Consider the following 24656-nt stretch of genomic DNA (forward strand, 5'->3'; position numbering starts at 1 on the left):
TCGTCATTCTCCGAGCGGGGTGTTGGCGTGGTTGAGCGCGATGTACGAGGGATGTCCCTTGACCCCGAGCTTGCTCGCCGCCCGGACCCGGATGACGTTCCGGCCGGGCTGCAGCAGCCAGGTATACCGCTCCCCCGCTTCCGTCCAGCCGGCGTCATCCACGTTCACCTCGAAATGACTGAAATTCGGGGTGTAGGTCTCGAAGCGGAGGAACAGCCGGTCGTTCCCCACCGCCGTGGTCGCGTCCACGTGGACGGTGTTCAGGTCCGGCCAGAGGTCCCGGGGTCGGTCGGTGAACCAGGCGTGCTGGCGGAGCGGGGGGGTCTTCTCGTCGTACCAGTTGGCGTACCCGTTCCAGGGCCAGGCCGACCGACCGCTGTTGAGCGGCCGGGGGAACGGTTTCTCATACCAGTTGTTGCGCGGCGCCATGAACAGGAACGCCGCGTTCTGGAATCCGGCCAGCGACCCCGGGGCGGTCGCGGCGACGGAGCTCCGCCGGAAGGACGGCGGCCGGCCCTCGTCGACAGGCCGGCGGCGGATCAGGTCCTTCATCCAATCGATGGGCCGGTCCGGGAAGAAATAGTCCGTGTACAGGCGGTGGATCTCGAGAAGGCTCAAGGGCTCCAGGGTCTCGCTGTCGCAGAGGAAATGATCGACCCAGCTGGCGTCCATGTAGATCCACTTGCGATGGTCGTCGTTCCACACTTCGCAGACCTCGTGGCCGACCAGGTTGACGAGCCGGGCCTGGTACCCGTAGGCCAGGCAGAAGCCGCCCAGGGCGTTGTTCAGCTGGATGCACATGCCGCCGCCCCCGGCGTCGTTGATGTGGTCCACGATGGACTTGGCGTCCCAGCCTGGGTATTCCGGGAGCGGTTCGTTGTTCCGCCAGCGCTTGGTGACGTAGTCGAGGAGCCTCGCCTGCGCCCCGAGCTCGGTCCGGGTCCCGGCGACGACCTCGTCGAGCCCCTCGAGCTTCCGCAGCTCCGCGAATTCCGGGCGGTCCCATTTCTCCCATTCCCAATCGATCGAGGAGTATCGGATGGGCGGGTTGTCCGCGTCCAGCACCCGGATGTTGCCGTGCCGGGGCGAGGATTGGTTCATCTCGGCCGTGACCTCAGCCGACCTGATGACCGGGCTCCGGAGGGGATCCGACGTGGACAGGACCGCGCGGAACTGGAGATAACGGCGGTTGAGGCCGGCGCGGTCGAGCTCGAGGACCGCCGACGGCCCCTTGCCGAAAAGCTCGTAGGCGCTCCATTCTTTCGAGAGCGGGCTGGCGTCCCTGCCCTTCCGGCAATAATACTCGACGTCCGTGCCCGCCGGGACCTCGGCCGAAACGGCGAGCTTCATCTTCAGCACGGCCCGGATGGGCACGATCGTGTCCCCGGCATCGCCCTTCCAGAGATCGATGACCGGGCTGGCCAGCCATCCGGTCCGGACATAGCGGTCCAGGCTCAGCCGGACGCTGTATTCGGCCCGGGTCCGCTTCTGCGGGCCGAACGGGCTGACCTGCCACGTCCGGCCGCCGTCCACGGACTTCATGGAGGCGTTCCCAACCCCGGCCGGGTCCCCTCCCCCGCTCTCGAACTCGTCCGCGCGCGACAGGCAGAGGGTCCAGCCTTCGTCTTCTTTCCCGGCTTCGGGACAGGACAGCTCGACCGTGTTGGCCCCTTTCTTGAGCCATTCCGGAGGGAAGGCCACCCACCTGTACCCGGTATAATTGCCCGGGACATCCCAGTTCTCGAGCTCCGCGCCGTGGCCGTTCACGGCGAGCTTGAGCGGATGCTTGCCGATCCCGTAGCCGGGGCTCATCTTCCCCAGGAATCCTTTCTCGCCGTACGGCGTGACGAAGACCACGAGATAGGCGGCGCGGGCCCTCGGATCGTCCAGGACGAAAATCTTCCGGGCCCGGTTCTTCCCCCAGATGACGTCCGTGAAGATCCCTTTTTCGCTGTATCCGGAACCGGCGGAGTCAGTCTCGACGAGATCCATGTTGAAGAGGCTCACCCCGCCGCTGCCGTCCTTCATGAGCCGGTGCATGAAACCCTGGTCATAGATGGTCCCGGCGTCGTGTTTCCAGGCCGACGCGACCTTCTCAGCCGAGGCAGGAAGCGACAGGACCAACACCGCGAAGCCGAGCGTCAGGAGCCGAACGTTTTTTCGCATGCTTTGACTCCGAATAATCGCCGATATCCGATATCAACTTCGTTCCCGCGCTCCTATCCGTCGCTATGAAGGAGAACCGGGAGAATTTAGGATATTCGGCGGCCGGCCAGATGTCAAGATGCCTTACCGGCCCGACTCCCAGAATGCCGTCCGGGGGATCCTATAGCGAACCGGCTGCCCGAAGGTCTTGTTCGGGAAAGCCAGGAATTTCCCTCCCTGGCCGCCGGCATTGAGCGCAAAGGACGGATCTTCCCTCAAAATGACGGTCGACCGGCCGGCACCCGGCTCGACCCTTTCGATCGGCACCGAATAGGTCTCGCCCGTCGGGAAGATCAGATGGATCCGGCCTCCGTCGTCCGCGGAGAGCCGGCCGGAAACGACGAGTGTCGTACCATCGGCCTCGAGCACCGTGCCCTCGGGAGCCGGCGGCAGCTTGATGACGCGATCCCGGTACGCCAGGAGCGTGCCGTCGACCAGACAGGCGGTCTTGACCTTCCCGTTCTCGAGCCGGATGAAGCCGTAGCGGCCTTCCATCCGGTACTTCCGGTCTCCGCGGCCCCAGAGATGGATGTCCTCGTATCGGCCGGACTTGACGACGACGGCCTTGCCTTCGCGGCCGACCCGGTCGATGAAAGGCTGGCCCGAATACGGCTCGTAAACGGCGGTGAAGGTGCTCTCGAGCCGCCCCGCTGCCCCCTGCCCGCCCGTTTCGAGCGTCCGGCGGGCTACGATGACCGGCATCCAGAAATCCAGGACCAGGCCCTGGACTTCGCCGTATCTCCCGTTCTCCAGGCGCCGGGCCCGCCGGACCGACGGGACCTCGCCGAAGACGACCTCCGTTCCCCGGTTCCCCAGCATGGTGACCCGAAGGGCCGACCCGTCGTCGGGCGCGACCCGGAACGTCGCCTGCCAGTCCGCGTCGGTCCTGGCCGTCCGGACATTCCGGACCAGGCCGAGGGAATTCTTCACCGCGTCGTCGAGGCTGCCGGCCCCGGCCTCCGTCTCCCACCTCACGAACTCGCGCCCGGGCGGCAGCAGGGAGCCTTCGCGAGGGCTCATCTTGAGCCCGGAAGCCAGGCTGCCGTCGAGATCGGCGTCGCCGTGCAGCAGCCAATCGTGCCGGGATCCGCCGGCGACCTCGAAGACGTCGACCAGGTACCCCTGGTCCGGAGAGACCCCGACCAGGGCGACCGAGCGCTGGTACAACGAAGCGTTGGGATAGGCCTTGTCGGCCCTGACGGACATGAACTGGATGTCCGGATGCCCGGCGGCGTAAGCGAGGATCTCACCGCCCATCGAGGACCGGTCCTGGGCCTGGCTCGACTCGTCGATCATAACCAGGTTGTGGGCGAACGTCGACCCGGTGTAGGGCCGCAGCCAGGTGTGGCTGTAGCCGATATCCGGGAGCATCTCCCGGTCCCTGGCGAACAGCTCGAGGCTCAGGCGGTCATGATGATAATGCCCGACCTGCCCCATGAACTGGAGCCGGGCCTGGATCTGGTTCCCGGCCTCTCCCCGGCCCAGCATGCCGTGCCCGCAGGCCCACAGGAGTTCCGGCTTCGAGGCCGCGGGGCGCGGCCCGAACTGGATCCTGGAGGCCCTCCCGGCGCTGTCGTAAACGGAAGCCAGGGTCCCGTCGGGCGTGACCAGGCTCTTGAGGGCCGATTCGAGGAGCGAGAGCTTCGGGACGATCCGGCGGGAGTCGAGGTCCCGGTAATGGACGCCGTCCTCGGCCCCGGCGAAGCCGTCCGGGTCGCTGTACCCTTGGATCAGGTCCAGGTTGGAGACGATGGCCTCATAGACCCCCAGCCCATAGCCGGGCGTTCCCTCTTTCCAGGCCCCGTCGGCGTAGAACTGGACTTCCAGGCCCATCTTCGTCTGGATGACCCCGCCGTGGACGAATTCCGGCTCCCCGATGATCCGGCCGCAGAGGAACCCGGCCTCGATGACCGCGCCGTCCATGTTCCCCAGGTAACGGGGATAGGTCCGGACGTAGTTCATGATCTGGCGGAAATAATCGTCGATCAGGGCGCGGGTCCGGCCGTCGAGGGTGTCGGCGATCTGGTCGTAGGCCCTGACGAGATCGGAAGGGAACTCGTTGTAGAACCAATGCCCCGTGTTCATGCGGACGGCGTGATACGGATACGCGGTCTTGGCGCCGAGGGCGGCTTCCCCCGACTGGACCGGAACGGGCATGACCCCGCCGGCGGGCGCGGGAACGATGGGGCAATCGAAGAAACAGCTGAACTCTTTCGGTCCCGACGTCCCGTGGACGGGCATCTCCGGGTAGATCTCGGCGAAGCGCCTGATGATGACCGCGGCCTTGCGCGCGTATTCGGGCTTCCGGGTCTCGTTGTAGACCGTCGCCAGGAGATAGGCGTTCTTGAGCAGCCACTCCCGCCGGAGGTTCTGCATGCAGGCCTCCATGTAGTACGGCCTGCCGTCCGGGCCGGGGTAATAGCGGTAGGCCTGGCGCGTGCCGGCCGGGGAGACGATCTCCGTCACCGAGGTCAGCGGGTATCTTTTGCTGGGATAGACCTCGCCGCAGTACTTGCACCGGATCTGGTCGGGCTTGTCCGGCGTCCATTCCAGGTTCCGGCTCGAGAACTGGATCCCCTGCGAACAGTTCGGGCAGCCCACGTTGCTGAAGCAGGCCAGGGGAGCGTTCCAGGAATCGAGCGTCTCGTCCGGGATGCTCATGACCTTCGCGGCCTGCCGCATGCCGTCCTCGGCCGAGGCGACATCGAGCCCGTAGTATGGGATCCGCAGCGGCGTCCGGAGCGGGAACACGGGATGCTTCACGGCGGCGCCGGCCGCGGCCGCTTGGCAGGGCGGCGCCGGCTGCGGGCAGAGAGCGCCGAGCAGGCCGATGGCCAGGGCGCCGGCGAGACAATGCCGGATGGCCGGCGGAAAAGCGTTTCGTCTTCGGGCCGGGGAAAAGATCATCTGACGCCTCCTTGTCAACTGAACGACCTGGCCGAAAAGCCCGACGATTATATGCGGAGGCCGACGATCATTCAACATTTTCTTCGCGATCCTGTTGACAAGACCGGCCAAATGGACTTTATTCTAACCGCCCTGACATCCTGTTCCGCTGATCGGAAGGAGGCACGGAATGAAGAAGCTGACCTTGGGGCTGGCCCTGCTGGCCGGCGCCGTAGTTTCGCATGGAGCGGCCGGCCAGGTTGCGGCCGCGATCGTGGACGCCAGGACGAGCGCGGCCGTTCAACAGGCCGTCGACAAGGTCGCGGCGGCGGGCGGCGGAACGGTCTTCCTGCCCGCCGGCGAATACATCCTGAAGTCCGCCGTCAGATTGAAAAGCAACGTCACCCTGCGGGGAGAAGGCCGGGCCACGGTCCTTAAGAGGGTCCCCTTTGTCCAGGTCGCCCTGGCCGGGGATGCCGTGAAGGGAGCCCGTGAGGTCCAGGTCAAGGGGACGGCGGGATTCGAGGAAGGGATGGAGGTCCTGTGCTGGGATGCCGCGAACTTCGATGCCGTCACGATGGACCGTTCCTGGGCGATCGTCAAGAAGGTCGAAAAGGACCGGATCGTCCTGGACCGGGACCTGCCCCACGCCTATCTCGTCGGGAAGGGCGCCATCCTGACCAACGCCTTCTACGGCATTCACGGCCTGGAGATCTCCGGGGCCAGGATCGTCGACCTGACGATCGACGGCGGCTTCAAGGACTCGGAACGCGACTTCGTCTTCACCGAGCCGGGGGGCTACGCGGGCGGAGGGGCCTACAAGACCGGGCATCAGCAGATGGGCATCCAGTTCACGGACTGCACGGATTGCCAGGTCGTCAACTGCCGGGTCTTCCACTGCGGCGGGAACGGCATCAGCGCCTCGGGCGGCGAGAACATCCGCTTCATCGGCTGCGACAGCTTCGCCAACGGCTGGCACGGCTACCATCTCGGGCTCTCCAAACAGGGGGCGACCCGCTGCGTCATGCAGGATTGCCGGGCGCATCACAACGCCATGGTCGGCGTCTATGTCTGCTGGAACGTGTTCGAAGGCGTTTTCATCGGGAACCATGTGACCGACAACAGCGGCGACGGCTTCCTGATCGGGCCCTACGACGAGCGCAACGTCTTCTCCGGCAACATCATCAGCCGGAACGGCGGCTGCGGCATCATCGCCGTACGGCGCGCGTTCGCGGGCAGGTCCAACACGTTCGTCGACAACATCATCTCCGACAACGGGGTCCCGGGCCGGACCCCGGCGATCTGGATGCAGAGCCCCGAGGACGGGATCTACGAGTATTACAGCTTCTCGAGGAACCTGATCGTCGAAACGAGGAAGGTCGAGGCCTCGGACGCCGCCGCCATCCTCATCGGCGAGAAGACGGATCACATCAGCGTTTCCGACAACATCGTGCAGGGACCGTGGAGATCGGCCGTCGAGAACCGCTCGGCGGGAAGGTCCAACAAGATCGCGGAGTAGCGTCCTCCGGGGCGGCGGGGCCGCCGGCGATGAGCGAGAAGATCAGGAGAGCGGCGAGGATCCTGCGGCAGGCGAAGCACGCCATCGCCTTCACCGGCGCCGGGATCAGCGTCGAGAGCGGCGTCCCCGCCTTCCGGGGCTCCCAGGGCCTGTGGACGCGGTACGATCCGAAGGTCCTGGAGATCGACTACTTCCTCAAGAACGGCGAAGAGTGCTGGCCTTATATCAAGGAGATCTTCTACGACCATTTCGGCCGGGCCGAGCCGAACGCCGCCCACCGGGCCCTGGCCCGGATGGAGCAGGCCGGCCTGCTGAAGTGCGTCGTCACGCAGAACATCGACAACCTTCATCAGCGGGCCGGGAGCCGCGCCGTCTACGAGTTCCACGGCAATTCGAGCCGCCTGCTCTGCCTCGAGTGCGGGGCCGCGGTCGCCGCGGACAAGGTCGATTGGGACCGCCTTCCGCCCCGCTGCCCGAAGGACCGGAGCATCCTGAAGCCGGACTTCATCTTCTTCGGCGAGGCCATCCCGCCCCAGGCCGCGCAGGCGGCGTTCGAGAACGCCGGCCGGTCGGACGTCTGCGTCGTGGTCGGTTCGACGGGCGAAGTGACCCCGGCGGCCTTCGTTCCGGTCAGGGCCAAGGAAAAAGGCGCCTTCATCATCGAGGTCAATCCGGAGGAATCGAGATTCACCCGGGAGATCACCGATATATACCTCCCGGGCAAGGCCGGCGAGGTCCTCGGGGCGATCGAGCGGGAGATCTTCGGCGATTAGGGCTCAGCGCCCGATCTTCCTCGCGGCCAGGTACGCGGCGTTGATCGCGTTCGGGACTCCGCCGATCTGCCCCGCCCAGCTCGAGCCGATCCAGAGATTCCTGACCGGCGTCGTCACCGTGGCCGCGAACGCTCCGCCCTTGTAGAAGGGCTTTTTGGGATTCCACGACCAGCCGGACGTCGCGCCGTCGGTATTGCCGGTGTAGCACTCGTACGTGAGCGGCGTCGCCGCGTCCGCGAACTCGACGGCCGCGCCGAGGCCGGGGACGATCGTCTCGGCCCGGGCCACGAGCCGGTCCCTGACCCGAGCCTTCAGCGCCCGGTAGGCCTCGGGGTCGTCGCGGCGCCAGTCGTCCTGCCAGTGCCCGGGACAGGCCGACTGGATCATGAGCGACGACCGGCCCTCGGGGGCCAGCTCCGGGTTGACGAGCGACGGCGAGTAGAGCGAGAAGCCGTCCTTGTCGAAATGGTCCGCGGCCTTCGCGTCCTCCGGGTCCACGTCTCGGTCGAGCGGCATGAACGCGGCCGAATGGCTCTTCATCTTCGACATCAGCTCGGCCCCGCTCATCCGCAGCCCGAGGTAGACGGTGAAGATGCCCTCGGATACGGCGGCCTCGCGGATCTTCCGCAGCCCGGCCTCCGGCACGATCGACGGGTCGTCGAGGAGGTTCAGGAACGTCTTCTTGTAGTCGCAGCCCGAGACGACCGCGTCGGCGGCGAACGGCTCGCCCCCGGACACGACGCCCGCGGCCGCCCCGCCCTTGGTCAGGATGCGCTCGACCGGCGAGCCCAGCCTCAGGTCGCCGCCCCGTTCCCGGAACCGGTCCGCCAGCAGGTCGGCCCAGCGCTGCATGCCGTCCTTGACGTGCCAGTAATCCTCGGCCAGGACGAGGAACATGCCGGCCTGGGTCGAGACCTCCATCTTCGGGTACCCGAGCCCGGTGAAGAACCGGAAGACGGGCGTCCCGGGCTTGAAGTACCCGGCGGCCAGCTCGTCGACGGTCATCCCCTTGACCCGGCGCTTGCTGAGGGCGAACCGCGGACCGGCGACGGCATAGGGCAGAAGCGCCTTGAGCTGCCCGAAGCCCGAGAACTGCGTCGGTATCGGCAGCAGCGCCAGCGGCCGCATGGCCGTGATGATCGGCTCGACCCGGCCCAGGTAGCCGTCGATCCCGGCCCGGTCTTCGGGGAACGCGGCCCGGAGCGCTTCCTTCAGGGCGGGCAGCGAATCCATCATGAAGTCGAACCGGGGCGAGACGACGCGCATCCTCATCCGGACGAGGGGCAGGCGGCCGGCCAGGCCGAGGTCGGCCATCAGCTTCCCGAAGACCCCGCTGCTCTCGAACGACAGCGTCCCGCTCTCGAAATAGTAGCCCTGGCGCCGGAAGCCGGCCGTGTACCCGCCGGGACGGCCGCAGGCCTCGAAGACCGTGACCTTGTGGCCGCGGTCAGCCAGGAGATTGGCGGCGGTGAGCCCGCCCAGCCCGGCCCCAATGACGGCGATCGTTTTCGGCATGACGCCCTCCTCCCGGCTCATCTTTGCCGAAAGCGAGGATAAGCCCGGCCCGGGCCGGTGTCAAGGACGTCGGACGATCTTCCGTTATCGGGCGAACGGGACGGCCAGCCGGTCCTCGACCCAGGCCCTGTCGATCGTCATCCTCCATTGGCTGTGTTTCATGGCCGAGCCCGTGTCGATCTTCAGGGCCCTCTTGTAGAAGTCCACGGCCGCGGCCCGGTTCCCGATGAGGTCGTTCATGTGACCCTGCCAGACCAGGGCGGCGAAGGCCGTCACACCGGTCTTCTCCAGGGCGGCCGTCTTCTCGAAGGCGGCCAGGCTTTCGCGGTCGCGGCCGCTGTCGTAGAGCAGCAATCCCAGCTTGAACCAGAAGCCCGAGTCCTCGATCGGCAGTCCCGCCGCCTTCCGATAGACGAGGAGCGGCGTCCCGCCTTCCTTCTCCCAGTTCAGGCTGTCGACGAAAGCGATAAGCTGGGCGGCTGTCGGCCGCTCGGGCAGGCCGGCTTTCTGGCCGGGGATGAAGGGCGTCTTCAGCCGCTCCTCGATCCAGGCCTTGTTCATGACGATCCTGTATCGATCGTGCCGCACCGGCCGCTCCGGCGCGATCGCCAGGGCGGCCTTGTAGTGGACAAGCGCGTCCGACCGGCGCCCCTTGAGGTCGTCGAGGAGGCCGAGCCAGCCGAGGGCTCCGAATTTCCAGGCGGGATCGCTCTCGAGACCGCCGGCCCTGGCAAAACAGTCCGCGGCCTCGTCGAGGCGCCCGGCCCCGTACAGTTGCGCGCCGAGGCGATACCAGGTGTCTCCGGACGAGAGGGGCTGGTCCTTCAGGGCGGCATAGACCCGCTCGGCCTCGCCCGGATCCCAGCCGAAAGCGAGCGCCGCGGCCGCGGCCGGGGATAGCGGCGGCACGGGGGTTTCGACGCGGGCCAGCTTGCGTTCGGGATCGATCACGGCCTGCCGCAGCCGCGACCGGCTTTTGAAGACCAGCGTCGTGACGGGCTTCGTCCGGTCGGTCCGCCCGAGCTGGATCGAGCCGTCCTCGAAGACGGCCTGCACCGGCACGGGCATGGACATCGTCCCGAGCCGCCTGACCCGGACCTCGGAGACGAAGCCGCCGTCGCCGGCCTCGCGGCAGTCCCGGGCCTCGACGCCGTAGCAGAGGTATTGATTCGAACGGACCCAGGCGTCGAAGAACCAGGCCAGGCTCTGCCCGCTCTCCGCCTCGGCGGCCGCCTGCAGGGCCCGCCAGCCGAGCCGCCGGCCGCCGAAGTCCGCGAGGCAGCGCTTGTAGGACCGGAGGAACGCCTCGCGCCCGAGGACGGAGTCGAGGGCGAAGATCGCCGCGGGCCCCTTGCTGTGGACGACGATGTTGTTGAAGTCGAACCGGACCGCCTCGTCCCGGCCGGCCGGGGCGTCGAGGGTCATGTCGTAGTGCATCGGGATGGCGTCGATGTAGTTCTGCATCCAGCCGGCCCGCCGGTCCGGGTCGAAGCCGCGGACGGTCATGAACTCCGTGTCGGCGAAGATGCCCATGGCGATCCAGGTCCAGGCGGGCGCGTCGGCGTCGAGGACCCACTCGCCCCAGTATTGGTGACCGATCTCATGGGAGGTGATGTGCTGCCAATGGCGCGGCGACTCGCCCTCGACGTAAGTTTCGAGGCCGTGGATGGCGACGATGCCGGTCGCGAACGGGTACCCGCCCCAGCGCCCCTCGCCGCCGGGAACGATGTTCAGGAACGGGAAGGGATAGAAGCCCAGCCAGTCCTTGTAGAAATGGACCGCGTCCACCGCCGTCTCGAGGCAGATCGCGGCGGCCTTGGCGCCCTTGTCGGTGAAGTAGGAGGTGATCAGAACGCCGTCCGTTTCGCGGGAGGCGCTCTTGAGACCGGGCAGAAGGCAGAGGCCGAAGGTCCGGGCCGCGGCGGCCTCGTAGCGCCCGGTCCGCGGATCGAGCCTGCCGCTGGCGACGACGGCGATCCCGTCGGGCACGTCGAGCCTCACCGAGAACGCGTCGTGGCGCTCGAGCCCGTCCCACCACAGCCGCGGGTACCAGCTGTCCGATGAGAACTCCGCGTGCTTCTTGCCGTCACCCGCCTCTCGGAACGAGACGGCCAGATCGACCGCGGCGCCGGGGGCAAGCGCTTCGGGCAGCGCGATCATGATCGGCCTCGGCCGCGGCCCGGCGGAGCCCCCGTCCGGCGGGAAAAGCCGCCGGCCGCACGCCGCCACTTCGAGCGTCGAGGAAGCGCCGACCGGCCAATCGAAGGCGACGGTCCCGATGGCCGACCGGCCCGTGTTTTTGAGCGTGATGGTCTCCCGTCCCTCGACGGCGCCCGCGGCGACATCCACCCGGGCGTCGATGACGTAGCGGCTGGACGGCGGGACCTCGGGCGTATAGAAGGGCCCGGCCGCCGCGGACGCATCCGGCCGCTGACGGGGCGCGCAGGCCGCCAGGGCGACCGCCAGGATCATAGCCAAGATAGAGCTGCGGCGCTGTTCCATCGGTGCGACTCCTTTTCCGATCGGACGGACTTCCAGGACGGATCTTCCAACATTATGACGCCCGAAGAAAGCGGAAAGTTGCTTCGGCCCTGGCGGAGCCCTTCCCGCGGGCCGTGGCGGAATCCCCCCGGTTGTGCTCTAATAGAACCCTGCTTCGGACGGTCATTCGGAGGGAACGAAATGAAGAACGTTATCATCATCGGCGGCGGCGTCACGGGCGTGCTTTCCGCCTGGGAGCTGGCCCGCGCCGGCCACGCCGTCACCCTGGTCGAGGCCCGGGCCCTGGGCAACGGGTCGAGCTCCCGGTCGGCGGCCGCCATCCGGGCCCAGTTCGACGTGCCCTCGACGGTCCGCGGCCTCGTCTATGCCGAGCGCTTCTTCAGGGATTGGACCCGGACCTTCCCGCAGAGCCAGCCCTGCTTCAAGGAGAACGGCTACCTCTTTCTCTATAACTACGCCGCGGATCCCGAGGCCATCCGCAGGACGGTGGAGATCCAGCGCGCCGCCGGACTGGCCGAGGTCGAGTTCCTCGACAAGGCCGGCGTCGACGAGCGCTGGCCCTACCTGGACACGACCGGCGTCGCCTCGGCCAGCTGGTGCCCGCGCGACGGCTTCCTCTTCCCGGCCATCATCTACCAGGATGGGGCCGAGGCCGCCCGGGCCCTCGGCGCGGCCATCGTCCAGAACGACCCCGTCGTCGGCGCGGAGACATCCGGCGGGCGCGCCGCGGCCGTGCGGCTCGCCTCCGGCCGGCGGATCGAGGGGGACGTCTTCGTCAACGCCACCGGCTTCCTGGCCAACGCGACCTCGAAGCTCTTCGGCGGGCGGGAGCTGCCGATCAAGGTCGAGCGCCGCTATCTCTACTTCCTGGCCGGGCTCAAGGCCGACAGCGACTGGGGCCTCGGCCTCGAGGAGTTCCCCCGCCTGCCCATGATCGTCACCCCCACGGGCGCCTACTGCCGGCCCGATAACGCCCAGCTCATGATCGGCTGGCTGCAGTTCGCCCGGCCCGCCGCCGCCACGCTGGACAACCAGGACGAGATCGAGCCCGGTTTCGGCCCCGGCCTGGGCGAGTACGGGCCGGCGGTGCGCAAGGAGATCGCCCAGGTCCTGCCCTCGGTCGAGGACATGGGCAAGATCGCCGCGGCCACCTCTGGCTTCTACGACACGACGCCCGACCACAATCCCCTCTTCGGCTACGACGGGAGGGTCGAGAACCTCGTCCACGCCGCCGGGATGAGCGGCCACGGCGTCATGCACGCGCCGTTCTCGGCGCTGATCGTGGCCGAGCTCGTCGGCCGCGGCCGGGACGCGGCCTCGCTCGACCTGCCGTCCGGCCTCGGTCCCGTCGACCTGGGCCTCTTCGCTCTGGAGCGGTCCTTCGACCGGGCCGAGGGCATGGTCATCTGATCGATTTGACGCGGACGATCCCCCTGGGGCGTTCCTGCAGGGTCGAGATGCTCAAGTCATTCCGGCGAGGCGGGAAGCAGTGCCACCTCGTCGCGCATCTGGCTTAAGTTCAGAAACCTCCGCTCCCCGGCCTCGAGAGCCCGGCTCGCTCAGCTCTCCCGGACCTTGGCGATCGAGCAGACCCGGTCCTTGTCCTCGAGGTTGATGATGCGGACGCCCTGCGTCGCCCGGCCCGAGGAGCGGACCTGGGTCGTCGGGATGCCGATGACCTTGCCCTCGACGGTGATGATCAGGAGGTCCTCCTCGTTGATGCCGACCATGGCCAGCGCGTTGCCGACCTTGGGCGTGATGCGCAGGTTGAGGACGCCCTGCCCGCCGCGGTGCTTGATCGGGTACATCTCGGACGCGGTCTTCTTGCCGTAGCCGCGCTCGGTCGCGGTGAAGACGAACTTGTCGTCGGGCCCGACGATGATCATGCCGATGACCCGGTCCTTGGGCTTGAGGCGGATGCCCCGGACGCCCGAGGCCGTCCGGCCCATCGGCCGGACGTCGGCCTCCTTGAACTGGAGGGCCCGGCCGAGCTTGGTGCCGATGACGATGCTGTTCTTGCCGTTCGAGACCCGGGCCGAGAAGAGCTCCGACTTCGGCCGGATGTTCATGGCCAGGATGCCGCCCTTGCGGACGTTCCGGAAATCCGAGAGCCGCGTCTTCTTGATGACGCCGTCGGTGGTGAGCATGACCACGAACTCGTTCTCGCTGAACTCCTTGACCGTGACGACGCTGGCCGGCCTCTCCCCCGGCTGGAACTCGAGGAGGTTGGCGATGGGCTTGCCCCGTCCGGAGACGCCGACGTCGGGGACGTCCAGGGCCTTGAGCCAGTAGAGCCGGCCCTGGTTGGTGAAGACCAGGAGATAGCTGTGGGTCGAGCAGACGTAGAGGTCCTCGACCACGTCCTCGGCCTTCATCTCGATGCCCTTGCGGCCCTTGCCGCCCCGGGCCTGGAACTTGTACGAGGTCAGCGAGGTCCGCTTGATGTAGCCGCTCGAGGTGTAGACGACGGCCACGTCCTCCTCCTTGACCAGGTCCTCGGGCCGCAGCTCCGAGACGGCCTCGTCCCGGATCTCGGTCCGCCGCTCGTCGCCGTACTCCTCCTTCATCTCCCTGAGCTCCTGGACGATGATGGCGAAGACGAGCTTCTCGTCCTTGAGGATCCTGCGGAGCTCGGTGATCCTCTTCTTGATCGCGGCGTACTCCTCCTGGATCTTCAGGCGCTCGAGCTGGCTCAGCCGCTGGAGCTGGAGCTCGAGGACGGCCTGGGCCTGGATCTGGCTCAGGCCGAACTTCTCCATGAGGCCACGGCGGGCCTCGTCCGTGGTCTTCGACGCGCGGATGAGCTTGATGACGGCGTCGAGGTTGTCGAGGCAGATGACCAGGCCTTCCAAGATGTGGGCCCGCTCCTCGGCCTTGCGCAGCTCGAAGCGCGTCCGCCGCAGGATGACCTCCTTGCGGTGGGCGATGAAGTACTTCATCATCTCGATCAGGGACAGCGTCTTCGGCTGCTTGTCGACGATGGCCAGCATGATGATGCCGAAGGAGACCTGCAGCTGGGTGTGCTTGTAGAGGTTGTTGAGGATGATCTCCGCGAGCTCACCGCGCTTGACCTCGACGACGACACGCATGCCCTCGCGGTCGGACTCGTCGCGGATGTCGGCCACGCCCTCGATCCGCTTCTCGTTGACCAGCTGGGCGATCGATTCGAGGAGGCGGGACTTGTTGACCTGGTACGGGATCTCAGTGATGACGATCTTGTCCTTCTCGCCCTTGGCCCCCCGCTCGATGACGGTCTTGGCCCGGAGGTGGACGATGCCCTTGCCGTCCTTGTAGGCGTCGAGGAAGCCCTGGCGGCCGTAGATGATGCCGCCGGTCGGGAAGTCGGGGCCCTGGACGTGCTTCAGGACGTCCTTGAGCGGGGCGTCGGGGTGCTCGATGAGGTGGATGACGCCGTCGCAGATCTCGCCGAGGTTGTGGGGCGGGATGTTCGTGGCCATGCCGACGGCGATGCCGTTGCTGCCGTTGACGAGGAGATTCGGGAACTTCGAGGGCAGGACCTCGGGCATGGTCAGGCTCTCGTCGTAGTTCGGGATGAAGTTGACCGTTTCCTTGTCGATGTCGGCCATCAACTCGTGGGCCAGCTTCTTCAGCCGGACTTCGGTGTAGCGCATGGCCGCCGGCGGATCGCCGTCGATCGAACCGAAGTTTCCCTGGCCGTCGACGAGGAGGCAGCGCAGGCTGAAGTCCTGGGCCATGCGGACGAGCGTGTCGTAGGCGGCCGTGTCGCCGTGGGGATGGTACTTGCCGATGACGTCGCCGACGATGCGGGCCGACTTCTTGAAGGGCTTGTTGTAGTAGGTGCCGCTCTCGTACATGGCGTAGAGGACGGCGCGGTGGACCGGCTTGAGGCCGTCCTTGATGTCGGGGATGGCCCGGCCGATGATGACGCTCATGGCGTAGTCGAGATACGACTGGCGCATCTCCTCTTCGAGGCTGACGACCGGGAAGTGCTCTTTCGGCTGTTCGCTGTCCATGAAAACTCCTTCTCAGAACCCTTGACCGGCCTGGCTCATCAGATGTCGAGGTTCAGGGCCTCCAGGGCGTTGGTCTCGATGAACTTCTTGCGCTCGTCAACCTCGTCGCCCATGAGGATGGTGAAGATGCGGTCGGCCTCGGCGGCGTCGACGACGGAAACCTTGAGCAGGGTGCGTCGCTCCGGGTCCATGGTCGTCTCCCAGAGCTGGGTCGCGGTCATCTCGCCCAAGCCCTTGTAGCGCTGTATGGAGATACCCTTCTTGCCCCGTTCGAAGAGGTAGTCGAGGAGCTTGTTCTCGTTCTCCAGGATCTCCTTCTCGGCCCCGTCGCCGTTGGTCAGGACGGCGTAAGGTCCCTTCGTCTCGTCGAGCTCCTGGGTGATGCGGTAGAGGTTCTTGTATTCGGCCGAGGTGACAAGGTCCATGCCGATCTTGCCGGTGGCGGCCATGCCGTTGAGCTGATAGCCGAACTCGATCTCGAAGACGCCGTACTCCTCGTCGCGGGCCAGCTTCGTCGTGAAGCCCTTCTCGGCGACGAGCTTCATGACCTTCTCGACGTTCTTCTTCGAGCTCAGGAACTCCTGGCTGTCGACGCCGTTGTGGACGAGGAGGTCGATGAGAAAGAGCGGGAAGTTCTTGCGCTCGAAGAACTGGGCATAGCTCTTCTTGGCCATGAGGTTGCGGAAGAACTTGCGGAATTTGTCGCCCTCGAGGACATCCTTGCGGTTGCCGGCCCTGACCTTGAATTCGTCGGAGATCTTGCGGACCATGAATTTCTCGTACTCGCGCTCGTCCTTGATGTACTGGATGTCCCGGCCCCGGGTGACCTTGTACAGGGGCGCCTGGGCGATGTAGAGGTGTCCCTGCTCGATGAGCTGGGCCATCTGGCGGTAGAAGAAGGTCATGAGCAGGGTGCGGATGTGGGCGCCGTCGACGTCGGCGTCGGTCATCATGATGATCTTGTGGTAGCGGAGCTTGGCCAGCTTGTCATCGCTCTCCTCGACCCCGACGCCCAGGGCGGCGAACATGACCCCGATCTCCTCGTTCTTGATGATCTTGTCGAAGCGGGCTTTCTCGACGTTGAGGATCTTGCCCCTGAGGGGCAGGATGGCCTGGAAGCGGCGGTCGCGGCCCTGCTTGGCCGAGCCGCCGGCCGAATCGCCCTCGACGATGAAGATCTCGGAGGTGGCCGGGTCGCGGTCCTGGCAGTCGGCCAGCTTGCCGGGGAGCGAGGTCGACTCGAGGAGCCCCTTGCGGCGGGAGAGCTCGCGGGCCTTGCGGGCGGCCTCGCGGGCCCGGGCCGCGTCGATGATCTTCATCACGACCTTTTTGGCGACCGTCGGGTTCTCCTCGAGGAAGGCCGAGAGCTGCTCGTTGACGATGGACTCGACGATGCCCTTGACCTCGGAGTTGCCGAGCTTGGTCTTGGTCTGGCCCTCGAACTGGGGATCGTGGATCTTGATCGAGAGGACGGCGGTGATGCCTTCCCGGCAGTCGTCGCCGGTGATGCTTTCGCTGAGGTCCTTGAGAAGGTTGTGAGCACCGGCGTAGGCGTTGAGGGACCGGGTCAGGGCGGCCTTGAAGCCGATGACGTGGGTCCCGCCCTCGGTCGTGTTGATGTTGTTGACGAAGGAATAGATCGTCTCGGCGTAGGACATGTTGTACTGGATGGCCAGGTCCACGCCGACGCCTTCGCGCTCGCCCTCGAACACGACCGGCTTGGGGTTGATGGTCTGCTTGTTCTGGTTGAGGTACTCGACGAACTCGCGGATGCCGCCCTTGTACTGGAACTCGTGAGACTTGTTGGTCCGCTCGTCGGCGATGGTGATCTTGAGGCCCTTGTTGAGGAACGAGAGCTCGCGCAGGCGCTGGGCCAGGATCTCGAAGTTGTACTCCGTCGTCTCGAAGATCTCCTCGTCCGGCCAGAAGGTGACCTTGGTCCCCGTCTTCTTGGTCTTGCCGATCTGCTTGAGCTTGGTGACGGGATTGCCGCGCTCGTAGCTCTGGGTGAAGATGCCGCCCTCGCGCTTGACCTCGAGGTCGAGCCGTTTCGACAGGGCGTTGACGACCGAGACGCCGACTCCGTGGAGGCCGCCGGAGACCTTGTAGCTCTTCTGGTCGAACTTGCCGCCGGCGTGGAGGACGGTCATGACGACCTCGGCGGCCGACTTGCCCTCCTTCTTGTGCAGGCCGACGGGGATGCCGCGGCCGTTGTCGACGACGGTGATCGAATTGTCGACGTGGACGAAAACGTTGATCTCGGTGCAGAAGCCGGCCAGGGCCTCGTCGACGCTGTTGTCGACGACCTCGTAGACGAGGTGGTGCAGGCCCTCCGGCCCGGTGCTGCCGATGTACATGGCCGGGCGCTTGCGGACGGCCTCGAGGCCCTTGAGGACCTTGATGCTCTCAGCGGTGTACTTTTCTTGGGTCATATCCGTTCACTTATAAAAAAAATGCCGGCTCCCGGGGCCGCGACCTCACGGGATCCGGGGGCCATTTTTTCCAGAAGTTATTTTATCAAAAAAGGGCCCTCCGAGGCAAGTTATTTCTTCGTTTTTGCTCAATTTTAAATTGTTTTTATTCATCATGTTACGGGCCGAAATCGGGCCCGCCGGCGCCCCCCGGTCCCGGGACACGAAAAAAGACGCCGGCGGGAGCTATTTTTTCTCACAGTTAGGAGGGTGGAACCGGCTAAAATAAGGCCGCAGGCTTACTTATTGCTCCGGCGGGACGAGGGGCCCTGTCTTCGCCGAAGCTCCTGGCGGCCTCCCTTTGGCGAAGACCGGGCCACGCATTTTTGCTATAATCCCGGCGTGCCCGCCAATCTCCCCCCGGAATATCACAGGATCGAGGCCGAGCTGCGCACGGCCCGGACGGCGGAAGAGAAGATCGGCATCTACGAGCGCCTGATCGCCGTCATCCCCCACCACAAGGGCACCGACAAGCTCATCGCCATGTACCGGCAGAAGATCGCCAAGGCGCGCGAGGAAGGAGAGCGCCAGGCCTCGACGGCCAAGCACGCCCCGACGCACAAGATCGAGAGGACCGGCGCCGGCCAGGTCGTGCTGGCCGGCCCGCCCAACGCCGGGAAGTCCAGCCTGGTCAAGGCCCTCACGGGCGCCGAGGCGGAGGTCGCCGATTATCCGTTCACGACCCGTCAGCCCGGCCCCTACATGATGCCCTTCGAGAACGTCAAGGTCCAGCTCGTCGACACGCCGCCGGTCTCGGGCGATCTCATGGAGACCTGGTTTCCGGAGATGGTCAAGACGGCCGACGCGGTGCTGCTCGTCGCCGACCTCTCCGACCCGGACGCGGCCGGGGCCCTCGACGGCATCGTCGGCCGGCTCCTGGAGCGCAAGGTCGAGCTGGTCCGAGCCGACACCGACGTGCCGCCGCCGTATTTCCCCTTCCGCAAGCGGACGGCGCTGGCCGCGAACAAGATCGACCTCGAAGGCGCGCCCCAGGCCTTCGAGGAGCTCAACGTCCTGCTCGAAGGTCCCTACGAGCGGATCGCCGTTTCGGCCGGGACCGGCCGCGGCCTCGAGCCGCTGCGGCGGGCCGTCTTCGGGCTCCTGCGGGTCGTCCGGGTCTACAGCAAGATCCCGGGCAAGAAGACGGAAAGGGACTCGCCCTTCACGCTCCGGACCGGCAGCACCGTGATGGACATGGCCAGGGCCGTCCACAAGGACTTCGCCGAGAAGCTGCAGTACGCCCGGGTCTGGAACGCCTCGGGGCTCGACGGCCTGCGGGTCAACCGCGACTACGTCCTGGCCGACGAGGACATCGTCGAGCTGCACATCTGAAACTCACCAGATTTTCGGCAGAAGTTTCCAGCGCACGGAACGGGCGTAGTCCGCATATCCCGGAAGTTCTTTCTGGAGCGTCCGGTCTTCAAGAGCGGTCCGCAGGACGAACAGCCCGGTGATGAGCCCGGCCGGGATGAGGGCGTAGAGCGAGCCGAGCATGACCGGGACGCAGAGAACGGTCACGATGATGCCGACGTACATCGGGTGGCGGACGATCCGGTAGGGCCCCGTCGTGCAGACGGCGTGACCCCGTTCCCCCTGGATCCTCACGTACTCGGCGAGGAAGGTGTTCTCCCGGAAAACTCCCATGAGGAGGGCCCCTGCGGCGAGCATACCCAGAAGCGCGAGCCCTTGGACGCCCAGGGGAACGCGGGACCAGCGGAACCTGACGGCGTCGAGGGGTGCGACGATGAGCATGACGCCCAAGAGCACCGTGTAGGCCCGAAGGATCTTCCTGTCCCAGGGTTTGATGCCGGGCCGCGCCGCCCCGGCCATCCGCTCCTTGAGCAGCGCCGGATCGCGGCGTTTGAGCCAGAACATCAGTCCGATCAGGGCCCCGTCATAGACGCCCAAGAGGACCCAGAAAGCCGGCCAGCGGAACGTGCCCGCGGCCGCGAACACGAGCCCGACCAGGGCGAAGCCGAGGACGACATTAATGACCCGCGCTTTCTTCGTCGCAAAGGCCATATGCACCTCCCGCGGAAGAGGGCGCCCCCGCTCGGCGACTCCCCTATTGCCGGAAATTCATGACCGGCTCGTCGCTGATGTCCATGATGGTCATGAACAGCAGCTGGGCCAGGTCCTCCATGATCTCCGGGGTGATGAGCTCGAGCGAGTCGCGGGTGTTGTGGTAGGTCGAGTAGGGCGGCTCCGGGCCGCCGTCGGCGCCGAAGGTCAGCGAGGGCACGCCCTTCCAGAAGAACCAGGCCGAATCCTGGCGCGGCCGCCCGGGGTAGGAGGCCGGGCCGGTGCTGAGGACCCGGTGGATATAGCTCGCGTTGGCCTTCTCGACGAACTTCCAGAAGCCGGGATAGTTCGTCCCGCCCGAGGCCCCGATCCGGTCGCCGGTCCCCGGCCCTTCCATGTTGATGAAGACGGCCGTCTTGTCGAGCGGATAGATCGGGTGATCGGTGTAATAGTGCGAGCCCTGCGTCCCCTGGTCCTCGCTCTGCTCCTCGCTGCCGAAGAAGAAGAACACGACGGTCCGCCTGGGCTTGATCGCGCTCTTGGCCATGGCCTCGGCCACGCCCAGGGTGACGGCGGCGGCGGTGGCGTTGTCGTTCGCGCCCGGCATGAGCTTCCACATCCGGCCGAGGTGGTCGAGGTGCCCGCCGATGATGATGACCTCGTCCTTGAGGACCGGGTCGGACCCGGTGATCTTGCCGATGAGGTTGATGCCGACGCCGTCGGGATGGTGCTCGGTCCGGTTGCCGATGGTCATCGTCTTGCCCGTGGCGAACGACTGCGGCTTGAGATCCTTGCGGATGCGGGCGACGACATCGGCGCGGCTCCGGCCCGTCCCGGCTAAGACGTCGGCGACGACGGTCTGGCCGACATGGTGGTAGACGAAGCCCTCGACGTAGGCGTTGTTGGGATTGCCGATGGGCCCGTAGTTGTAGAGCATGCCGGCCGCTCCGTGCGCCGCGGCGTTCCTGAGCTTGTACTGGTGGAAGGAGTAGGGCCGCCACTTCTTGAACAGCTCGAGCGTCTTCTCGCCCGGCCCGACCGGGACCTCGCTCTCTATCAGGACGATCTTGCCCTTGACGTCGAGCCCCCTGTAATCGTCGTAGCCGAGCTCTGGAGCGGAGATGCCGTAGCCGGCGTAGACGACCTCGGCCTTGACCGTGCCGGAGCCGGACGTGCCGCCGGGGATGAAGTCGTCCTCGTAGCGATAGGATTTCGTGATCGTCCCGCCCTTGCCGGCGGGGATGGTCATCTCGCAGACGCCGCCGGGCAGGACGACGGTGTAAGGATTGGGGAAAAGCTGGCGGTACGTGCCGTTGTCGCCGCCGGGCTCGACGCCCCAGCCGCTGAGCAGGGACTCGACCCAGGCGACGCAGGCCTCGTACTCCTTCGTCCCGGTCAGCCGGCCGCCGTACTTCTCGGAGACGAGCTCGGCGACGTAGTTATAGAGCGGCTGGCTCTGGATGAGGTGCATGGCGGCCAGCAACCTGGCCTCGTCGGTCTGCGGGGCCGGGGCCGGCCGGCCCGGCTGGGCCCGCAATCCCGCGCCAGCGGCGGCGAGAGCGAGGAGGGCGGCGATCATCGTGCGGCGGGAGCGTGTCAAGGTCATTGCTTTTCCTCCTTCGTGATCGAACCGAGGGGCTATTCTACGGTCGGGCCGCCGCGCAAGTCAAAGCCGTTCTTCCCGCCCGCGGCGGCCGGATTGATTCGGCCGGCCGATTCTGCTATTTTGGCCTTTAAGGAGCGCATTCCAGGAGGCATCCATGACCCGCAATCTTCTCCCCGTCCTCGCCGCCGCGATCGTTTTCGCCGGCGGGCTGGCCCTGGCCCAGGTCCCGGCCGCCAATCCCAAGGTCCTTCTCAAGACGACGATGGGCGACATCACCATCGAGCTCTATCCGGCCAAGGCGCCGATCACCGTCAAGAATTTCCTGGCCTACGTCAGCGAGAAGTTCTACGACGGGACGATCTTCCATCGCGTCATCCCGAGCTTCATGATCCAGGGCGGCGGGATGACGGCCGACATGCACGAGAAGCAGTCCGGAGGGACCATCAAGAACGAATCCGGCAACGGGCTGACCAACGCCCGCGGCTCCGTGGCCATGGCCCGGACAAGCGAGCTCGACAGCGCCACCTGCCAGTTCTACATCAACCTGGTGGACAACTTCCGGCTGGACGAGATGAAGTACTGCTCCTTCGGCCAGGTCGTGGCCGGCCTGGACGTCGTCGACGCCATCGCCAGGGTCCAGACCGGGAGCAAGCGCGGCCACCGCGACGTGCCGCTCGAGCCGATCACGATCCTCTCGGCGACGGTCGTCAAGTAAGCAGGGTTGTTCAACGCCATCTTCCCGTTCCTGCACCTGGGGGCCCTTCTGGGCCTCCTGGCCTACGCCTTCGTCTCGCTGGCGCGGGGCAACGTCCCCCGCTTCGGCGTCATCGTCATCCTGCTGGCCATCTACTATGTCTTCCTCCTCCATCCGGGGGTGAAGAAGGAGATCGCCCGCCGCCGGGCCCTCAGAGAACAGAACCGCGGCCGCTGATCCTGGCCGAGGGCATTCGTCGGAGCGGGGCGGAAGATCAGCGCGGCGAGGGGGTGATTCCCGAGGCTCGCATTTACTTTTCGGGGGGATGCGGCTAGAATCTGGGCATGAAAACGCGCGTCCCGGTCTTGATTCTGATCCTGGCGTTGGCCTCCCCGCAGGTTCTCCCGCCTGCGGCCGCCCAGGCGCCCGGCCAGGATCTCAAGGACGGCCTGGCGGCGATCAGCCCGGCCGAGGCCTATGACATCGTGAAAACCCTGGCCGGTCCGGAGTTCGCCGGACGCCTGACCGGCCATCCCGGCTACGCCGCCGCCGCCCGGTGGGCCGCCGGGAAGTTCGCCGCCTGGGGCCTCAAGCCCATCCCGGGCAAGGGCGGCTACCTCCAGCCTTACCCCTCGCCGTACACCGTCGTCGACAAGGCCGAGATGACCGTCTTCCTCCCGGCCGGGCCGCCGGACCCGGCCAAGGCGCCGGCCTACAAGGAGATGAAGCTCGTTCCGGAGAAGGACTTCCTGCCCCTGCTCTACTCCGACAGCGGCGACCGGACGGCCGACGCGGTCTTCGCCGGCTGGGGCATCTCGGCCCCGGAGATCGGCTACGACGATTACGCCGGCCTCGACGTGAAGGGCAAGTTCGTCCTCTGCTTCCGCGGCACGCCGGACGGGGACGACCCGAGATACCAGCATCATGACGAGCACCGGACCCGGATGAAGGCGGCCCTCGACAAGGGCGCGCTGGGCATCGTCTATATCTACGACGAGATCGCCTCCAATCCGAACGGCGATTTCCTGGCCGGCTTCACCCCGGCCATGATCAGCCTGAAGATCATGGATGCCGTCCTCGAGGATGCCGGCTCGACCGCGGCCGATCTGAGAAAGGCTCTGCTCACCTACAAGCGGCCGGTCTCTTTCCCGCTCCGGGCCAGGATCCGTCTGGCCGTTCAGTCGCGGCACTTCCCCCAGGCCGTCGGCTGCAACGTCGTCGGCTTCATCGAGGGCTCCGACCCGAGGCTCCGCCGCGAATGCGTCGTCATCGGCGGGCACTTCGACCACACCGGCTCCCACCTGGGCCTCCTCTTCCCCGGCGCCGACGACAACGCCAGCGGCAGCGCCACCGCCATGGAGGCGGGCAAGGCCTTCGCCAGGCTCGCCCGCAAGCCCAAGCGGTCGATCGTCATCGCCCTCTTCGGCGGCGAGGAGATGGGCCTCCAGGGCTCGACCTGGTTCGCCGAGCACCTCCCCGCCCCGTTCGACAAGGTCGCGGGCATGATCAACTTCGACATGACCGGCGAGGGCGACGGCCTCTGGGGCGCCGCCGGGGCCGAGCCGCCCGATTTCGCCAAGGCCCTCGAAGCGGCCGACAGATCGGTCAAAGTCCTCCGCGGCCTGGGGACGATCCGGGGCGTCGGCGTCCGCGGCTCGGACTTCGCGCCGTTCTTCGCCAAGGGCATCCCGGCCGCCACCCTGGGCTCCAACGGCCCTCATCTCGCTTATCACCAGACCGGGGACACGATCTACCGGATCAATCCCGACATCATGGCCGACGCGGCCAGGCTGGCCCTTCTGGCCGGCTACGCCTGGGCCGACCGTTGAGCAGGGCCATGAGGATCGCCAAAGAAGGCCTGCCCTTCATCCTCTCCTCCCTGGCCGCGGCCGCGCTGGTCCTGGCCCTCGGCTGGTGGCCGCCGGCGATCCTGTTCCTGCTCTTCGCGGCGGCCTTCACCTTCTTCTTCCGCGATCCCGAACGCCTGCCGCCCGCCGGCGAGCGCCTGCTCGTCTCCCCCGCCGACGGCGAGGTCCTCGGGGTCGAGTCCCTGCCCGGCCACCCGGACCTGCCCGGGCCCGTGACCAGGGTCACGATCTTCCTGTCCCTGCTCAATGTCCACCTGGTGCGGTCCCCGCTCGCGGCGACGGTCGCCCGGTCCGAGTGCCGCGCCGGGAAGTTCCTCAAGGCCTCACGGCCCGAGGCCGGCGAGGTCAACGAATCACGGACGCTCCTCCTCACGGGGGGCCCGGCCGACATCGTCCTGAAGATGAGCGTCGGCGTCGCCGCCCGCCGCATCAAGGCTTTCGTCAAGGCCGGCGACGCTGTCGCCCGCGGCCAGAGGATCGGCCTGATGTACTTCGGCTCCCGGGTCGAGCTGACCCTGCCCGGAACGGTGGCGGTCCGGGTCGCGCCCCACGACAAGGTCAAAGGGGGGCTGACCGTCCTCGGCGAGGTTCCGCAATGAA

At 66.7% G+C, this 24656-nt stretch carries 16 protein-coding genes; 8 read left to right on the forward strand and 8 right to left on the reverse strand.

Translation table 11 applies throughout. The features are described 5' to 3' along the window. Positions 1 to 3: 3 nt before the first annotated feature. Both ABFD52_13565 and ABFD52_13570 read right to left on the reverse strand, forming a co-directional pair. A complete protein-coding gene (locus tag ABFD52_13565) occupies positions 4 to 2166 on the reverse strand; it encodes a hypothetical protein (protein MEN6561793.1) in 2163 nt (720 codons plus the stop codon). Positions 2167 to 2289: 123 nt separating this feature from the next. Beyond that, positions 2290 to 5112, reverse strand: coding sequence for a heparinase II/III family protein (locus ABFD52_13570; protein ID MEN6561794.1), 2823 nt, complete (start codon positions 5110 to 5112; stop codon positions 2290 to 2292). A gap of 169 nt (positions 5113 to 5281) precedes the next feature. Here ABFD52_13570 and ABFD52_13575 point away from each other — a divergent pair, with 169 nt between their 5' ends. Continuing rightward, positions 5282 to 6610 carry a right-handed parallel beta-helix repeat-containing protein gene (locus tag ABFD52_13575; GenBank protein MEN6561795.1) on the forward strand — a complete coding sequence of 443 codons (1329 nt, stop codon included), beginning with the start codon at positions 5282 to 5284 and terminating at the stop codon, positions 6608 to 6610. Between the two features lie 29 nt (positions 6611 to 6639). Beyond that, positions 6640 to 7383, forward strand: a complete 744-nt coding sequence (locus ABFD52_13580) for an NAD-dependent deacylase (GenBank protein MEN6561796.1) — start codon at positions 6640 to 6642, stop codon at positions 7381 to 7383. 3 nt (positions 7384 to 7386) lie between these two features. On the opposite strand, the gene ABFD52_13585 is transcribed toward ABFD52_13580, so the two are convergent. Continuing rightward, entirely contained in the window at positions 7387 to 8898 is a 1512-nt protein-coding gene (locus ABFD52_13585; GenBank protein ID MEN6561797.1) for an NAD(P)/FAD-dependent oxidoreductase, read from the reverse strand. Positions 8899 to 8982: 84 nt separating this feature from the next. Next, entirely contained in the window at positions 8983 to 11400 is a 2418-nt protein-coding gene (locus tag ABFD52_13590; protein ID MEN6561798.1) for a hypothetical protein, read from the reverse strand. A gap of 180 nt (positions 11401 to 11580) precedes the next feature. Here ABFD52_13590 and ABFD52_13595 point away from each other — a divergent pair, with 180 nt between their 5' ends. After that, on the forward strand, positions 11581 to 12810 hold the full coding sequence (locus ABFD52_13595; GenBank protein ID MEN6561799.1) for an FAD-binding oxidoreductase: 1230 nt from the start codon (positions 11581 to 11583) through the stop codon (positions 12808 to 12810). A gap of 149 nt (positions 12811 to 12959) precedes the next feature. Here ABFD52_13595 and gyrA read toward each other — a convergent pair whose 3' ends face one another. Then, complete coding sequence (gene gyrA, locus ABFD52_13600; GenBank protein ID MEN6561800.1) at positions 12960 to 15395, reverse strand: DNA gyrase subunit A; 2436 nt, start codon at positions 15393 to 15395, stop codon at positions 12960 to 12962. Between the two features lie 38 nt (positions 15396 to 15433). After that, positions 15434 to 17827: a DNA topoisomerase (ATP-hydrolyzing) subunit B gene (gyrB, locus tag ABFD52_13605; protein ID MEN6561801.1), complete on the reverse strand. Its 2394-nt coding sequence runs from the start codon at positions 17825 to 17827 to the stop codon at positions 15434 to 15436. Between the two features lie 381 nt (positions 17828 to 18208). On the opposite strand from gyrB, the gene ABFD52_13610 reads away from it, so the two are divergent. Then, positions 18209 to 19198 carry a GTPase gene (locus tag ABFD52_13610; protein ID MEN6561802.1) on the forward strand — a complete coding sequence of 330 codons (990 nt, stop codon included), beginning with the start codon at positions 18209 to 18211 and terminating at the stop codon, positions 19196 to 19198. Positions 19199 to 19201: 3 nt separating this feature from the next. Here the strand turns inward: ABFD52_13610 and ABFD52_13615 are convergent, their stop codons facing one another. Then, positions 19202 to 19888: an isoprenylcysteine carboxylmethyltransferase family protein gene (locus ABFD52_13615; protein ID MEN6561803.1), complete on the reverse strand. Its 687-nt coding sequence runs from the start codon at positions 19886 to 19888 to the stop codon at positions 19202 to 19204. Between the two features lie 43 nt (positions 19889 to 19931). Next, positions 19932 to 21494, reverse strand: a complete 1563-nt coding sequence (locus ABFD52_13620) for a M28 family peptidase (GenBank protein MEN6561804.1) — start codon at positions 21492 to 21494, stop codon at positions 19932 to 19934. Between the two features lie 154 nt (positions 21495 to 21648). Between ABFD52_13620 and ABFD52_13625 the strand changes: the two genes are divergently transcribed. The 4 genes from ABFD52_13625 (at position 21649) to ABFD52_13640 (ending at position 24655) form a co-directional block, all read left to right on the forward strand. After that, complete coding sequence (locus ABFD52_13625; GenBank protein MEN6561805.1) at positions 21649 to 22209, forward strand: peptidylprolyl isomerase; 561 nt, start codon at positions 21649 to 21651, stop codon at positions 22207 to 22209. A gap of 6 nt (positions 22210 to 22215) precedes the next feature. Further along, positions 22216 to 22425: a hypothetical protein gene (locus ABFD52_13630; GenBank protein ID MEN6561806.1), complete on the forward strand. Its 210-nt coding sequence runs from the start codon at positions 22216 to 22218 to the stop codon at positions 22423 to 22425. 107 nt (positions 22426 to 22532) lie between these two features. Further along, complete coding sequence (locus ABFD52_13635) at positions 22533 to 24017, forward strand: M20/M25/M40 family metallo-hydrolase (GenBank protein ID MEN6561807.1); 1485 nt, start codon at positions 22533 to 22535, stop codon at positions 24015 to 24017. A gap of 8 nt (positions 24018 to 24025) precedes the next feature. Continuing rightward, on the forward strand, positions 24026 to 24655 hold the full coding sequence (locus ABFD52_13640) for a phosphatidylserine decarboxylase (protein ID MEN6561808.1): 630 nt from the start codon (positions 24026 to 24028) through the stop codon (positions 24653 to 24655). The last annotated feature ends 1 nt before the right edge of the window (position 24656 follow it).

This window comes from Acidobacteriota bacterium, from assembly GCA_039683095.1.
Classification (GTDB): domain Bacteria; phylum Acidobacteriota; class Aminicenantia; order Aminicenantales; family Saccharicenantaceae; genus RBG-16-66-30.